Annotated in this window: 12 protein-coding genes; 8 read left to right on the plus strand and 4 right to left on the minus strand. The window is 68.3% G+C overall.

Going from position 1 to position 14,246, the window contains the following annotated elements:
* Positions 1-221: 221 nt before the first annotated feature.
* Together ligD and JYA52_RS00995 are read right to left on the minus strand one after the other, a co-directional pair.
* Positions 222-1,466: a non-homologous end-joining DNA ligase gene (gene ligD, locus JYA52_RS00990; protein ID WP_205651292.1), complete on the minus strand. Its 1,245-nt coding sequence runs from the start codon at positions 1,464-1,466 to the stop codon at positions 222-224.
* 31 nt (positions 1,467-1,497) lie between these two features.
* Entirely contained in the window at positions 1,498-2,868 is a 1,371-nt protein-coding gene (locus JYA52_RS00995; protein WP_205651293.1) for an 8-oxoguanine deaminase, read from the minus strand.
* A gap of 395 nt (positions 2,869-3,263) precedes the next feature.
* Between JYA52_RS00995 and JYA52_RS01000 the strand changes: the two genes are divergently transcribed.
* The 7 genes from JYA52_RS01000 (at position 3,264) to JYA52_RS01030 (ending at position 12,278) form a co-directional block, all read left to right on the plus strand.
* Positions 3,264-3,758, plus strand: a complete 495-nt coding sequence (locus JYA52_RS01000; protein WP_205651294.1) for a nucleoside deaminase — start codon at positions 3,264-3,266, stop codon at positions 3,756-3,758.
* A 14-nt stretch (positions 3,759-3,772) separates the two neighbouring features.
* Positions 3,773-5,320, plus strand: coding sequence for an NCS2 family permease (locus tag JYA52_RS01005; protein ID WP_205651295.1), 1,548 nt, complete (start codon positions 3,773-3,775; stop codon positions 5,318-5,320).
* A gap of 194 nt (positions 5,321-5,514) precedes the next feature.
* Positions 5,515-6,825 (plus strand): XdhC family protein, encoded by a 1,311-nt coding sequence (locus JYA52_RS01010; protein WP_205651296.1) that lies wholly within the window; start codon positions 5,515-5,517, stop codon positions 6,823-6,825.
* The gene (locus JYA52_RS01015; RefSeq protein ID WP_205651297.1) at positions 6,816-7,754 is read left to right on the plus strand and encodes an FAD binding domain-containing protein; all 939 of its coding nucleotides are present in this window, start codon (positions 6,816-6,818) and stop codon (positions 7,752-7,754) included. Before JYA52_RS01010 ends, JYA52_RS01015 begins: the two co-directional genes overlap by 10 nt.
* Before the next feature lie 2 nt (positions 7,755-7,756).
* Positions 7,757-10,597, plus strand: a complete 2,841-nt coding sequence (locus JYA52_RS01020; RefSeq protein WP_205651298.1) for a molybdopterin-dependent oxidoreductase — start codon at positions 7,757-7,759, stop codon at positions 10,595-10,597.
* A 7-nt stretch (positions 10,598-10,604) separates the two neighbouring features.
* Positions 10,605-11,585, plus strand: a complete 981-nt coding sequence (locus JYA52_RS01025; RefSeq protein WP_205651299.1) for an aldo/keto reductase — start codon at positions 10,605-10,607, stop codon at positions 11,583-11,585.
* A gap of 33 nt (positions 11,586-11,618) precedes the next feature.
* A complete protein-coding gene (locus JYA52_RS01030; RefSeq protein ID WP_205651300.1) occupies positions 11,619-12,278 on the plus strand; it encodes a uracil-DNA glycosylase in 660 nt (219 codons plus the stop codon).
* Here JYA52_RS01030 and nboR read toward each other — a convergent pair.
* The gene (gene nboR, locus JYA52_RS01035) at positions 12,275-12,898 is read right to left on the minus strand and encodes a nicotine blue oxidoreductase (RefSeq protein WP_205651301.1); all 624 of its coding nucleotides are present in this window, start codon (positions 12,896-12,898) and stop codon (positions 12,275-12,277) included. The genes JYA52_RS01030 and nboR overlap by 4 nt on opposite strands.
* 149 nt (positions 12,899-13,047) lie before the next feature.
* Here nboR and JYA52_RS01040 point away from each other — a divergent pair, with 149 nt between their 5' ends.
* Entirely contained in the window at positions 13,048-13,245 is a 198-nt protein-coding gene (locus JYA52_RS01040) for a YegP family protein (RefSeq protein WP_205651302.1), read from the plus strand.
* 85 nt (positions 13,246-13,330) lie between these two features.
* Here JYA52_RS01040 and JYA52_RS01045 read toward each other — a convergent pair.
* A partial coding sequence (locus JYA52_RS01045; protein ID WP_443623169.1) for a transketolase-like TK C-terminal-containing protein occupies positions 13,331-14,246 on the minus strand: 916 nt, incomplete at its 5' end.

A 14,246-nucleotide genomic window follows, 5' to 3' on the forward strand; every position in this document is an offset into this window, starting at 1 on the left:
CCGGCGCAGGGTCCAGCCCTGCTCGATGACCAACCGGGCGAGCTTTCCCCTGGCCTTGGGTGTCAGGTCAGCGTTGGCATGGGTAACGTAGGACACGAGAGCCTCCTGGCGTCGAGATGAGTGTGGTAACCCAAATCGATAGCGGAGGCTCTCGTTTCTTACATCACGCCACGCTGTTCATAACCTCCGTGGGAAATACACCTAGGCTGCGCCGGCGCGTGTCAGGACCCTGGGCGCCCCGGCCACTCCTTGCCTGCCCATGGGTCGTAGTTGGCGATGAGCTCCTCCTGCGGTGGACGTTCCGCTTCGGGGACGTGCTGCAGGTTTACCCGCACCCGGTACCAAAGCGAGCTCGATCCGCGCATGCCATCAACGAGGACATCGGCCGGGTGCAGGGCCGGGACGAGGTCCGCGTGCCGGGACTTCCACTCGTCGAGCGCCGCGAGGGCCTCAGGCTTGGTCTTGGTCCGGGCTACTTCGATGAGCGGCATCACCGACTGCCTGCGGCCCGAGCTGTCACCACTGCGTGGCGCCTTCTCGGCGGGACCGAGCTCGGCCGCCAGCGCGAGGAGTCCGTCCAGTGTGCCGACCGCTTCGTCGATGCCGGCGTGCGGGTCGCCCATCTCTGCGAAGCGCCCGGGCACTGTGCGCACCGTGAATTGTTCCGGCCGGGCGGAGCGGACCTCGTCCCATGTGAGCGGCGTCGAGACCCGGGCATCCGGCAGGGCCCGTACCGAATAGGCCGATGCCACGGTGCGGTCCTTGGCGTTCTGGTTGAAGTCGACGAACACACTCTCGCCGCGCTCCTCCTTCCACCACCTCGCGGTGGCGAGGCCCGGAGCGCGGTTCTCGACCTCACGGGCGAGGGTTTCAGCTGCGAGCCGCACGTCCCGGTACGACCAGTGCGGCGCGATGCGCACCAGGATGTGGAGTCCGCGCGATCCGCTCGTTTTCGGCCATCCCACCAGCCCCGTGTCGTCGAGCACCTCCCGCGCCACATAGGCGACGTCGACGATCTGGGACCAGTCGACCCCCGGCATCGGATCCAGGTCCACCCGCAGTTCGTCGGGGTGCTCGAGGTCCTCGGCGCGCACGGGGTGCGGGTTGAGGTCGAGGCATCCAAGATTCACCACCCACGCCAGCCCGGCAGCATCCCGGATGACGGCCTCCTCAGCCGACGTCCCGGACGCGTAGTTCAGTACTGCCGTGTCGATGAAGTCGGGGTGGTTCTCGGGCACGCGCTTCTGAAAGAACGGCTCGGCGTCGATGCCCTTCGGAAAACGCTTGAGCACCATCGGCCGGCCGCCGGCGCCGCGCAATGCGCCGTCCGCGACGGCCAGGTAATAGCGCACCAGGTCCAGCTTCGTCAGCCCGGGCCCGGGGAACACCACCTTGTCAGGACTTGAGATGCGAACCTCGGCGCCGTCAATGTTGAGGACCTCGGCCGGCGTCTTCGACGGATTCATGGCGCCACGCTAGCAGTTCGCCGGCGGGGCGTCAGCCGTTGACCAGCCGGCGGGCCGCGGCCGAGTGCTCCGCGATGAGCCCGGCAATGTCCAGCCCGGGAATCTGTCCGTCCACCACCCGCCACTGCCCGCCCACCATCACGCGGTCTGCACGGTCCGCGGCACACAGCAGCAGGGCCGCGACCGGATCGTGGCTGCCGGAGAACCGCAGCTCGTCCAGTCTGAAGAGGGCCAGGTCCGCCTGCATGCCGGGAGCCAGCTGGCCGAGGTCGCTCCGCCCCAGCACCGCCGCCGATCCGCGGGTGGCCCAGCCCAGCGCCCGCTCCACCGGCACCTGCGCCCCGTAGCGCAGCCGCTGCACGTACAGGGCCTGCCGCGCTTCGAGGATCATGTTGGAGGCATCGTTCGACGCCGACCCGTCCACTCCCAGCCCCACGGGGACTCCCGCATCCTCGAGTTCCAGGACGCGGGCAGTGCCCGACGCGAGCCGCATGTTTGAGGTCGGGCAATGCGCGACGGCGGTCCCGGCGGCGCCCAGCCGGGCAATCTCGGCATCGCTGAAATGGATTCCGTGCCCCAACCACGTCCGCGCCGTCAGCCAGCCCACGCTGTCCAGGTAGTCCACGGTGCGCAACCCGAACATCTCCCGGCAGAACTCCTCTTCGTCCAGGGTCTCGGCCAGGTGGGTGTGCAGGCGGACATCCAGCCGCTCGGCCATCAGTGCGCTGTCGGCCATCACTTCCTTGGTCACCGAGAACGGCGAACATGGGGCCAGCGCAATCTGTATCACGGCACCGTCGCCGCGCTCGTGATACTTCCCGATCAGGCGCTCGCTGTCGGCCAGGATCACGTCCGGCGCCTGCACCGTCGTTTGCGGCGGCAGGCCGCCGTCGTTCTGTCCCAGGCTCATCGAGCCGCGGGTGAGCGTGGCCCGCATCCCCAGCCGCCGGACGGCGGCGACTTCGATGTCGATGGCGCCTTCCATGCCTGCCGGGAACAGGTAGTGGTGGTCGGCCGCGGTCGTGCAGCCCGAGAGCAACAGTTCGGCGAGGGCCACCGTCGCGGCGAGCTCGAGATCCCGCGGGGTGAGCCGGGCCCACACCGGGTAGAGGTTCTGCAGCCACGGAAACAGGGGAGCGTTGGCCACCGGCCCCCAGGCCCGGGTCAGCGTTTGATAAAAGTGGTGGTGGGTGTTGATCAGGCCCGGCAGCAGGACGTGGCCGCCGGCGTCGAAGGTCTCCTCGCAGGGTGCGGACGGCTGTTCGCCGGCGCCCAGCACTTCGGTGATCCTGCCTCCGCAGACCACCACGCCGCCCGAGGCGTCGAGGCTGTTGGCGGAGAATGCGGCGAGGGGATTGCGGATCCACAGCCGGGATCCGGGGTGCGGCGTTGGCGGGGTCATGGTGGGTTCCTGTCTGAGCGTGCCGGTGAAAATGCCAGCTCAGTGGTGCCCTGTCTGCTGATCCAGGGGCCCGCCGGAAGTGCGGCGGTTGGGCCCAGACTAGGAGGCGCGGCGGGCTGCCGTCAACGCCCGCATTGTGACCACCCGGTGTGACTACCCGTTGTGAAAGCTCAGTAACGCGGATTTCACATGACGAAATTAATTTTCCGGAAACTATGGCGCAGGCCACAGTCCGGTGCTAATCTCGATTTTGCCAAAGGCGGGCACCCGGAGACCGGGAAGCTATCTACCAGGCGCAACTAAACCTTCAAAGCACATGCTGAAGCCTGGTATCCGTCGCAACTGGTGTTTGATCCCGCCACGGGGTACCGGCTTCCACTCCAAGGGAGCGCATCATGAGTACCACCGTCACGGCCGAACATTTCCTGGCCAGGTCCATCGAGCTTGCAACCGCGAACGTCCTTAACAGCGGGGGGCCGTTCGGCGCGGTCATTGTCACCGCCGACGGCCGGGCGTTCGACGGCGTCAACCGCGTCACCGCCACCAACGATCCCACCGCCCACGCCGAGGTCACGGCAATCCGCCGGGCCTGCAGCGGACTGGGCACCTTCGATCTTCGCGGAGCCACCCTCTACAGCAGCTGCGAGCCCTGCCCCATGTGCCTCGCCTCGGCGTTGTGGGCGCGCATCGACCGCGTAATCTTCGCGGCAGACCGTCACGATGCCGCCTCCGTCGGCTTCGACGACGCCGTCTTCTACGAGTACTTCGACAACGCCGACCGGGACGCCCTCATGCCGGTTTCCAAGCTGGGGCTCGGCGGAACGCAGTCCCCGGCCATTCTCGAGCCGTTCAACACCTGGAACACACTCGATTCCAGGATCGACTACTAGGGCCTGGGGTTCCAATGACCATCCTTGACAAGACCCCCGAAGGCCCCGAGACCGGGACCACACACGCCACGCACAAGCCGGCCAGGCAGTCCGCACAGTCCGGAACGGATGCAGGAAACCGGCCACCGGCGTCGAACGCTTTCCTCGACCGCTTCTTTCACATCACCAAACGCGGCTCAACCCTGGCACGCGAATTCCGCGGCGGGCTGGTCACGTTCTTCACCATGGCGTACATCGTCATCCTCAACCCGCTGATCCTGGGCGGCTTCAGCGCAGACAACGCACCAACAGACGTGGCCGGCGGCTGGCTGTCCGCTGCACAGGTCGGTGCGGTCACCGGGCTCACGGCCGGCGTCATGACCATCCTGTTCGGCCTGATCGCGAACCTGCCCTTCGGGCTCGCTGCCGGACTCGGCATCAACTCCTTCCTCGCCGTGGCCGTCATCCAGGAGGTCACCTGGGCCGAGGCCATGGGGCTGGTGGTCATCAACGGCATCCTGATCGTGCTGTTCGGCGTCACCGGCGCTCGGACCGCGATCTTCCGGGCCGTCCCCCGGGAGCTCAAGGCAGCCATCACCGTGGGCATCGGCCTGTTCATCGCCTTCATCGGCTTCGTGGATTCCGGCTTTGTCCGCTCCACGGCCGGCGGCCCCCCGGTCCAGCTGGGCGACAACGGCTCCATCACCTCCGTGCCCACCCTGGTGTTCATCGTGGGCCTGCTGCTGATGGGCATCCTCGTCGCCCGCAAGGTGCAGGGCGGGCTGCTGATCGGCATCGTGGCCACCACTGTGCTGGCCGCCGTCGTCGAGGCCGTGTTCCACATCGGGCCGGCCACCAAGGCAAATCCGGGCGGCTGGCATCTGAACACGCCGGTCCTCTCGGGCCAGCTGGTCTCCGCGCCGGACCTTGGCCTGGTGGGCCAGTTCGACCTCTTCGGTGCCTTCGGCCGGATCGGTGCGCTCGCCGCCACCATGCTGGTCTTCACCCTGGTGTTCACCAACTTCTTCGACGCCATGGGCACCATGACTGGCCTGGCCAAGAGCGCCGGCGTGGCTCACAAGGACGGGACCTTCCCGCGGCTCAAGTCGGCCTTCATCGTGGAAGGCGTCGGGGCAGTGGCGGGCGGCGCGACGTCCGGATCCTCCAACACCGTCTACATCGACTCAGCGGCGGGCATCGGGGAAGGCGCCCGCACGGGACTGGCTTCGGTAGTCACCGGCGTCCTGTTCCTCGGCTCCATGTTCCTCACCCCGCTCACCAGCGTGGTGCCGCTGGAAGTGGCAGCGGCGGCGCTGGTTGTGGTGGGCGCGATGATGATGGCGCAGATCCGCGAAATCAAGTTCACCAAGTTCGCTGTGGCGCTGCCCGCCTTCCTGACGATCGTCACCATGCCGCTGAGCTACTCGATCGCCAACGGCATCGGCGTGGGCTTCGTGTCCTGGGTGGTGATCGGAGCTGCCTCCGGCAAGGCGAAGAAGATCCATCCGCTCATGTGGGTGGTGACCGCGGGATTCCTGGTCTACTTCGCCCGCGGCCCCGTCAGCGCGCTGCTCGGCGCGTAGGGGCCGGCAAAGACCGGACCGGGGCAGGCAGATGGGGCCTGTCCCGGTCCACCCCCGTGAAACCCGTCCCCGCACATGAACCCACCAAACCGCAACCAAACTGACGCCCCGCCACAACCGCCGGTGCTTCCCCCGGCCACTGATAGGAACGAGAATATGGAAACTATCGCAGCCCAGGAAAAGGGAGTGCAGCCATGCTGGACCTGATGCCTTCCCTCGCCGGCTGGCTGCCGGCGGCCTCAGGACAACGGTGCGCTGTTGCCACCGTGGTGGGTACCAGCGGCTCCGTGCCGCGCCCCATGGGCACTTCCATGATGGTGTCCGAGTCAGGCGACGTCCTCGGCAGCCTCTCCGGCGGGTGCGTGGAGGGGGCGGTCGTTGAGGCCGCGCTGGAGGCATTGCGCGACGGCGGCACGCGGCTTGAGCTCTTTGGCTACAGTTCTGCTGATGCTTTCGCGGTTGGACTCACCTGCGGCGGCCAGCTTGAGGTCCACATCGAACCGATGGACGCGCTCGGAGTTCCCAACTTCGGCGAGTTGCTGCAGCGGCAGGCCCCGGAGAGCCCCCTGGCCCTTATCCGCAGGGTGGACCGCAACGGGAGCGGCGCCGTCCTCATTCCTGACCCGTCCACGTTCAAGGCGGCGGAGTCCGCCGCGCTGGCGGCGCTCCTCGGCCTGGACGGTCCGCAGCACGGCCCGCAAAAAGGAGTGGATGCCAAGACCGCCACCGGCCGCGCCTTGGAGGCGGCAGCAGCACAGCTGGACCCTTTGCTGCGCGGTGGACGTACCGGCCTGGTCCGGCTCGCCCCGGCCGGAGGCTGCCTCACTGCGACACCCGTCCGAGGAGACCGCCCGGAGGACGCAGACGTCCTCCGGCCGGAGCCCGTCACGCTCCTCGTGGAAAGCCGCCTGCCGCCGCCGCGCATGCTGGTGGTCGGCGCCAACGACTTTGGGGCGGCCCTCGTTCCGGCGGCGAAGCTGCTCGGGTACAGCGTAACGCTCGTGGACGCGCGCCCGGCGTTTGCTGCCCAAACCCGCTTTGAGATGGCCGATGATGTGGTGGCGGACTGGCCGCACCGCTACCTGGCGGCCGAGGCGGCCGCCGGAAGAATTGACCCGCGTACCGCCATCTGCGTCCTCACCCACGACCCCAAGTTCGATATACCACTGCTGGAACAGGCGCTGGCGCTGGACATTGCCTTCGTGGGAGCCATGGGCTCGCGGCGCAGCCACCGCCAGCGCGTGGACGAACTCCTCACCCTGGGCGTTGCCCCCGAACACCTGGGCCGCCTGCATTCCCCGATCGGGCTCGACCTTGGAGCCGTCACGCCGGCGGAGGTGGCCGTTTCGATCACGGCCGAACTGATCGCCGCCGGCAGGGGAGTGCCCGCCTGCGCCCCGCTGCGGGACGGTGCCGGCCCCATCCACCACCTCATCGCAGACACCTTCACAGCAGACACCTCCACAGCCACCTCTACAGAAAAACACGGGACGCCATGGACATGAACACCATCGAGGCCGTGGTCCGCACCACCGATCCGGCCGAATGGCGCGACGGCGACGCCTGGCTGGCCGGCGGCACCGTCCTCTTCTCCTACGGCAGCTACGCCTTCGGGTCCGAGCCGCTCCGGCGCCTGCTGGACCTTGGCTCGGCGGACTGGCCCGCCATCACGGTGACGGACGAAGGGATCGAGCTCGCCGCCACGTGCACGGTCGCGGAGCTGTATGCCCTTCCGGACTCGCCGCAAGCTGCCAGCGGATCCGCAGCAGGGTGGCCCGGCCTCGACCTCATCCGCCCGTGCTGCGAGTCCTTCGTGGCGTCCTTCAAGGTGTGGAACATGTCCACGGTGGGCGGCAACCTCTGCACCTCCCTCCCGGCAGGGCCGATGATCTCGCTCTGCGCAGGACTCGACGGCACAGCCACCATCCTCAGTCCGGACGGCGCCAGCAGGGAGCTGGCCGTCACGGACCTGGTGACGGGGGACGGGCAGAACGCCCTGGCGCCCGGGGAGCTGCTGCGCAGCATCAGGCTTCCTGCGTCTGCCCTGTCCTCACGCGTGGCGTTCCGCCGCCTCTCCCTCAGCAACCTCGGGCGGTCCGGTGTGCTGCTCATTGGACGGCTCGACGCCGGCGGGCAGCTGACGCTCACGGTCACGGCTGCGACGAAACGGCCGGTGCAGCTGCGCTTCGGCCAGGTGCCGGACGCCGCCGAACTCGCCTCCGGGCTGGACGAGGCGATCCCGGACGCCCTGTACCACGACGACATCCACGGGCTTCCCGCGTGGCGCCGCGACATGACCTACCGGCTGGCCGAGGAGATCCGCGGCGAGCTTGCCGCACCGGAGGGTGCCCAGCCCCTGGTGGCGGCCGGCGATTTCTGGCCGCCGGAACGGCACGCCGCCCGCACCCCGACCGCCGCGAAGAAAGACACCTGAGCATGACCATCGACATCAACGGAGTACCCGCCCAAACCGCACCCCGCCCGGGCCAATGCCTGCGCACATTCCTGCGCGAGCAGGGCACCCTGGGCGTCAAGAAGGGCTGCGACGGCGGCGACTGCGGAGCCTGCACGGTGCACGTGGACGGCACGCCCGTGCACAGCTGCATCTACCCGGCAGTGCGCGCCGAAGGCCATGCCGTGACCACCATCGAGGGGCTGGCAGGTACCGCGGGCAGTGCCGGCCTGCATCCGATGCAGCAGCAGTTCCTGGACCGGCAGGGCTTCCAGTGCGGGTTCTGCACCGCCGGCATGGTGATGACCGCCGCGACCTTCGACGAATCCCAGAAGGAGAACCTGCCCCGCAACCTCAAAGGCAACCTCTGCCGCTGCACCGGCTACCGCGCCATCGGGGACGCCATCTGCGGGCACGAGGGGCATCCCGACCCGCGGGGCCCGGGATCCGGCGTCGCCGGTGAAGGCCAGCCGGAGCCGACGCCGGGGCAGCTCGGGGACGACGTGCCAGCCCCGGCCAGCCGCGCGGTGGTCACCGGCCAGGCCCGCTACACGCTGGACGTCCCGGCGGACGAACTTCAGGGACTGCTGCACCTGAAGCTCCTCCGTTCCCCGCATGCCCATGCCCGGGTGATCTCGATCGACAAGGCCGCGGCCCTGAACGTTCCCGGGGTGGTGGCCGTCTTCACCCATGAGGATGCGCCGGCCCAGCTGTTCTCCACGGCCCAGCACGAGCTCTATACCGACGACCCCGATGACACCCGCCTGCTGGATGACGTGGTGAGGTTCCGCGGCCAGCGCGTTGCCGCCGTCGTGGCCGAATCGGTCCAGGCAGCGGAAGCCGGTGTCCGGGCGCTGGACGTGGAGTACCAGGAACTGCCGGCGGTGTTCACGCCGCAGGACGCCCTTCTGCCCGGAGCGCCGGCGATCCACGGCGACAAGGACGGCGCCACGGCAAGGATCAGCCGCCCGAAGGAGAACGTGGTGGCCGAACTGCACTCCGAACTCGGCAGTGTGCAGGCCGGGTTCGCGGAGGCCGACGTCATCCACGAGCAGACGTACCGGACGCAGCGGGTGCAGCACGTGGCGCTCGAAACACACTCTTCCATCGCCTCCGTGGACGGGGAGGGCCGGCTGCACATCCGTACATCGAGCCAGGTCCCGTTCCTGGTGCGGCGCACGCTCTGCCGCCTCTTCTCGCTGCCGGAGGAGCAAGTCCACGTGGTGGCGGGCCGTGTGGGCGGCGGGTTCGGCGGCAAGCAGGAAGTGCTCACCGAGGACCTCGTGGCGCTCGCGGCCCTGAAGCTGAAACGGCCGGTGCAGCTGGAGTTCACCCGGACCGAGCAGTTCACGGCCAGCACCACCCGGCACCCGTTCACCATCAGGCTCAAGGCCGGCGCCACGAACGACGGCCGGCTCACGGCCCTGCAGCTGGAGGTGCTCACCAACACCGGCGCCTACGGGAACCATGCTCCGGGTGTCATGTTCCACGGGTGCGGGGAGTCCTTGGCCGTGTACAAGTGCGCGAACAAGAAGGTCGATGCCCAGGCGGTGTACACCAACACGGTTCCCGCCGGTGCCTTCCGCGGCTACGGCCTGAGCCAGATGATCTTCGCCATTGAATCCGGGATCGACGAACTGGCCGCAGGCATCGGCATGGATCCGCTCGAATTCCGCCGCCGCAACATGGTCCGCGAGGGTGACGACATGCTCTCCACGCATTCCGAGCCGGAAGAGGACGTCCACTACGGCAGCTACGGGCTGGACCAGTGCACCCGGCTGGTGCAGGACGCCCTGGAGCGGGGCCGCGAGCGGTACCGTGCGGCCGGGCTGGACGACCTGGGGCCGGACTGGGTCACCGGCGAGGGCACCGCGCTGTCCATGATCGACACCGTCCCGCCGCGCGGGCACTTCGCCCATTCGAAGCTCAGGCTCCTGCCGGACGGGACGTACGCGGCCGACGTCGGGACCGCCGAATTCGGCAACGGCACCACCACGGTCCACGCCCAGCTCGCGGCCTCGGCGCTGTCCACCACCGCGGGGCAGGTTAACGTGCGGCAGTCGGACACGGACCTGGTCGAGCACGACACCGGCGCCTTCGGGTCGTCCGGAACGGTCGTGGCCGGCAAGGCGACGCTCGCCGCGGCAGAGGAACTGGCGGTACGGATCCGTGCTTTCGCCGCAGGAGTCCGCCAGGTCCAGGCGTCGGGCTGCGTGCTCGACGGCGATGCCGTGCTGTGCGAGGGGACCCGCGTGCCGCTGACAGAACTCGCGCGCGAAGCCGCGGAAGCCGGCGTCGAGCTGGTCGCGGAAGGGCGCTGGGGCGGCACGCCCCGGTCCGTCGCGTTCAACGTCCACGGTTTCCGGGTTGCCATCAACACCGGCACCGGAGAGCTGCGGATCCTGCAGAGCGTGCAGGCTGCGGACGCCGGCGTCGTGGTGAATCCGCGGCAGTGCCGCGGCCAGATCGAAGGCGGGATCGCGCAGGCGCTGGGCGCCGCGCTGTATGAAGAAGTCAGGGTGGACGACGGCGGACGGGTCACCACGGACATCCTCCGCCAGTACCACATCCCGTCCTTCGCGGACGTGCCGCGGAGCGAGGTGTACTTCGCCGAGACCAACGACAAACTGGGACCGCTCGGTGCGAAGTCCATGAGCGAGAGCCCCTTCAACCCCGTGGCGCCTGCCCTGGCCAATGCCATCAGGAACGCCACCGGCCTGCGGTTCGCCGAACTGCCAATCGCGCGGGACAAGATCTACCTGGGCCTGAAGGAGGCGGGACTCGTCCCGTCACCGTCACGGCCGAGCCTTACAGGCAACATATAGTCGGGGGATGGAACAACGGACTTTAGGTAAAACCGGACGGGATGTTTCCGTCGTCGGACTCGGCACGTGGCAGCTCGGTGCGGACTGGGGCAACGTTGACCCGGAACAGGCCCGGGCCGTCCTGGCCGCCTCGGCGGAAGCCGGCGTGACGTTCTTCGACACCGCCGACGTCTACGGTGACGGGCGGAGCGAGCAGGCCATCGGGGCTTTCCTGGCGGACAACCCCGGGCTGGACATTACTGTTGCCACCAAGATGGGCCGCCGGCTGGAGCAGCAGCCGGAAAACTACAACCTCGCCAACTTCCGCGAGTGGGTGGACCGTTCCCGGCGCAACCTGCGCACCGATTCCCTGGACCTGGTCCAGCTGCACTGCCCGCCCACGGCTGTTTACAGCAACGCCGAGGTCTATGACGCCCTCGACACGCTGGTCTCCGAAGGCGCCATCAAGAACTACGGTGTCAGCGTGGAGCGCACGGACGAGGCCCTCGAAGCGATCCGCCACGAGGGCACCGCGTCCGTGCAGATCATCCTCAACGCCTTCCGGCTCAAGCCGCTGGACGAGGTGCTTCCCGCTGCGAAGGCCGCCGGCGTGGGAATCATCGCCCGGGTGCCACTCGCTTCGGGGCTGTTGTCAGGCAAGTACACCAAGGGCACCTCGTTCGCCGATGATGACCACCGGAATTTCAACCGCAGCGGCGATTCCTTCGACGTCGGCGAGACCTTCTCCGGCGTGGACTACGCCCTGGGGCTCAAGGCCGTGGCCGAATTTGAGCAGCTGGTGCCGGAGGGCGCCAGCACCGCACAGGCAGCCATCGCCTGGATCGTGGCCCAGGAGGGCGTCACGTCGGTCATTCCGGGAGCCCGCAACGTGGAGCAGGCGCGGTCCAACGCCGCAGCGGCCGGTGTCGCCCTGGGCGAGGAATTCGACGACGGCGTGCGCTGGATCTACGACCACTACTTCCGCGAGGCAATCCACCCCCGCTGGTGATGTGTCCTGTGTGAAGGGGAAAGCGGGCGTTGCATGACGTCGTCGTCCTTTGATGCCTTTATTGACCGGCTCGCCGCCGTGGAAACCCCACCCGGGTGCAATAACTTCTTCGACCACTCAGCTCCCGCAAATGCCCTGCGCCGGCAAAACCTGGCGGCGTATTTCGGGGAAATGCTGCACCGGGCACCGAAGGTGCTGCTGGTGGGCGAGGCTCCGGGTTTCCGCGGCATGAGGATTACCGGCGTTCCCTTTACCAACCGCACCATGTTCCAGGGGTCCGCCAATCCCTTCGGGCTGTTCGGACCGGGGAAAGGGTATGCCCTGCCGCCGGAGGCAGCGGCCGTCGCTGCGGAGCCGACGGCGACCGTAATGTGGGAGGTCCTGGCCGAGCTCGACGTCCTCCCCGTGCTGTGGAGCGCCTGCCCGTGGCATACCCACGTGCCCGGACAGCCGCTGTCCAACCGCACGCCGACATCCGCTGAGGCGGCTTTGGGCACGCCGTTCTGGCAGGACCTCACCGGGCTTTTTCCCATCGAAACCGTGGTGGCAGTGGGGAACGTCGCGCACCAAAGCGTCCGCCGCAGCGGCCTCGACGTGCCGAAAATCAGGCACCCTGCCCATGGCGGTAGGGCCCGCTTCAAAGAGGGACTGCAGGAACTTCTCGCAGCGGGGACGCTGCAGCAGCGGCACTAGCCAAGCAGGTGCAGCTGGTCCGGGGTATCGAGGTCTTCCCCGCCGGACTGGCCTGAGCCCGGAGGCGCGCTGCAGTCCACCAGGTCAATCAGTTCGGGGTGGGCCTGGAGGAAGTGCCGCGCGCCGGCGTCGCCCGCCGCCGAGTCCGCAGCATCTGAGCGCAGCGAGGCGTCGAGGAGCAGCGGATGCCCGCGCCGGAGTTCACCTGCGGCGTCGGGGTAGGCGGCGGCCGTGACCCGCCCGGGCCGGTGCGCCCGTACCAGGCGCCCAACTGTGTCCGGCGTCAGTCCCGGCTGGTCCACGAGCGCCACCAGCACATGGTCCCCGGGCCGGGCACTGGCGAGGCCCAGCCGCAACGAGCTCCCCATGCCGGACGGCCACGCCGGGTTCTCCACCACGGCGTGCTGGTGCAGATCGGTGGATGCCCGCACCGCCTGGGCGCCTGCGCCGAGTACCACCACCACCTCACGGCAGCCGCCGTCGGACAGTACGTCGGCCAGCACTTCAACAAGGGTGCGTCCGCGGAACGGCAGTAGAGCCTTCGGGCCGCGGCCCAGCCTGGTGCCGGCCCCCGCGGCCAGTAGGACGGCGGTGGTGGCCGGCGCCGGAAAGTCTGCCATGTCACCACCTTAGACGGGCGTTGCCGGGGGAAACTACCGGTTAGTAGGGGTGGCTAGCCCAGTTAGTGGCCGCTAACCTCGTATATGTCGTGTTGGCAATTGGGGGGTCACATTCGGCTGCAATGACGCGGCCGGCAGAAGGAGTACAGATGGCAGGAACATTCGAAATAGTGAGCGCGGGACAGGGTGCATTCCGTTTCAGGCTGAAGGCTGACGATGGCACCCTGGTTGCGGTTTCACCCAGTTTCCAGAACATCAAGGCAGTAGTCGCGGGCATCACCGCGGTGCGGGAGAGCGCCGCCACCGGCTTCATCGTCGACCGGCGCGGGGCCCTCACCTCCACCTGACTCATTTTTACGAAACGCCCGACGGCGGCCCCCACCGGAAGGTGGGGGCCGCCGTCGTTTGCGTTATCGCTGGTTGAGCCAACAGTTAGGACTCGCCGCCTGCTCCGCCGGTGGTGCCGGCGTTGACGTCCAGGAGTTTGTAGCGGTCCATGGCGTACGACGGCGCGCCCTCCTCGACTTCGCCCCTCGCCGCGAGCAGCTGCAGCGTCTTCACGACGATCGAGTGGGTGTCGTTCTTGAAGAAGCGGCGTGCGGCGGCGCGGGTGTCGGAGAAGCCGAAGCCGTCCGCGCCGAGCGAAGCGAACTGATGGGGCAGGAACTGGCGGATCTGGTCCGGGACTGCCTTCATGTAGTCCGAGACCGCCACGACAGGGCCCTGTGCGTCGGCCAGCTGCCGGGCGACGAACGGCACCCGGGCCGGTTCGCCGGGGTTCAGGAACGCTTCCTCCTCGGCGGCGAGCCCGTCGCGGCGCAGCTCGTTCCAGGACGTGACCGACCAGACGTCCGCGGAGACGCCCCAGTCCTCGGCCAGGATCCGCTGGGCCTCCAGCGCCCACGGCACCGAGACACCCGAGGCCAGGATCTGGCTCCTGGGACCTTCAGCTGCCGACGCCGATACCCGGTAGATGCCCTTCAGCACACCGTTGACATCGAGGTTCTCGGGTTCGTTTGGCTGGGTGATGGGTTCGTTGTAGACCGTGATGTAGTACATCAGGTTCCGGTCTGCATTGGTTCCGCTAGCGGAGCCCGGCCCGTACATGCGCTCAAGGCCGTCGCGGACGATGTGTCCCATTTCGTAGCCGTAGGCGGGGTCGTAGGTGACCACTGCCGGGTTGGTGGCGGCGAGGATGGGGGAGTGGCCGTCGGCGTGCTGGAGTCCTTCACCGGTGAGGGTGGTGCGGCCGGCGGTGGCGCCGATGATGAAGCCGCGGGTCATCTGGTCCGCGGCTGCCCAGAAGGCGTCGCCGGTGCGCTGGAAGCCGAACATGGAGTAGAACACG

Origin of the sequence: Arthrobacter pascens, from assembly GCF_017052465.1 — a bacterium.
Lineage (GTDB): Bacteria > Actinomycetota > Actinomycetes > Actinomycetales > Micrococcaceae > Arthrobacter > Arthrobacter pascens.

Bases quoted from the DNA above. Each gene is read 5' to 3' on its own strand.
- JYA52_RS01020 (WP_205651298.1), top strand. From the start codon at position 7,757: ATGACCATCGACATCAACGGAGTACCCGCCCAAACCGCACCCCGCCCG.
- JYA52_RS01030 (WP_205651300.1), top strand. From the start codon at position 11,619: ATGACGTCGTCGTCCTTTGATGCCTTTATTGACCGGCTCGCCGCCGTG.
- JYA52_RS01040 (WP_205651302.1), top strand. From the start codon at position 13,048: ATGGCAGGAACATTCGAAATAGTGAGCGCGGGACAGGGTGCATTCCGT.
- JYA52_RS01000 (WP_205651294.1), top strand. From the start codon at position 3,264: ATGAGTACCACCGTCACGGCCGAACATTTCCTGGCCAGGTCCATCGAG.
- JYA52_RS01025 (WP_205651299.1), top strand. From the start codon at position 10,605: ATGGAACAACGGACTTTAGGTAAAACCGGACGGGATGTTTCCGTCGTC.
- nboR (WP_205651301.1), bottom strand. From the start codon at position 12,898: ATGGCAGACTTTCCGGCGCCGGCCACCACCGCCGTCCTACTGGCCGCG.
- JYA52_RS01015 (WP_205651297.1), top strand. From the start codon at position 6,816: ATGGACATGAACACCATCGAGGCCGTGGTCCGCACCACCGATCCGGCC.
- JYA52_RS01005 (WP_205651295.1), top strand. From the start codon at position 3,773: ATGACCATCCTTGACAAGACCCCCGAAGGCCCCGAGACCGGGACCACA.
- JYA52_RS00995 (WP_205651293.1), bottom strand. From the start codon at position 2,868: ATGACCCCGCCAACGCCGCACCCCGGATCCCGGCTGTGGATCCGCAAT.
- ligD (WP_205651292.1), bottom strand. From the start codon at position 1,466: ATGAATCCGTCGAAGACGCCGGCCGAGGTCCTCAACATTGACGGCGCC.
- JYA52_RS01010 (WP_205651296.1), top strand. From the start codon at position 5,515: ATGCTGGACCTGATGCCTTCCCTCGCCGGCTGGCTGCCGGCGGCCTCA.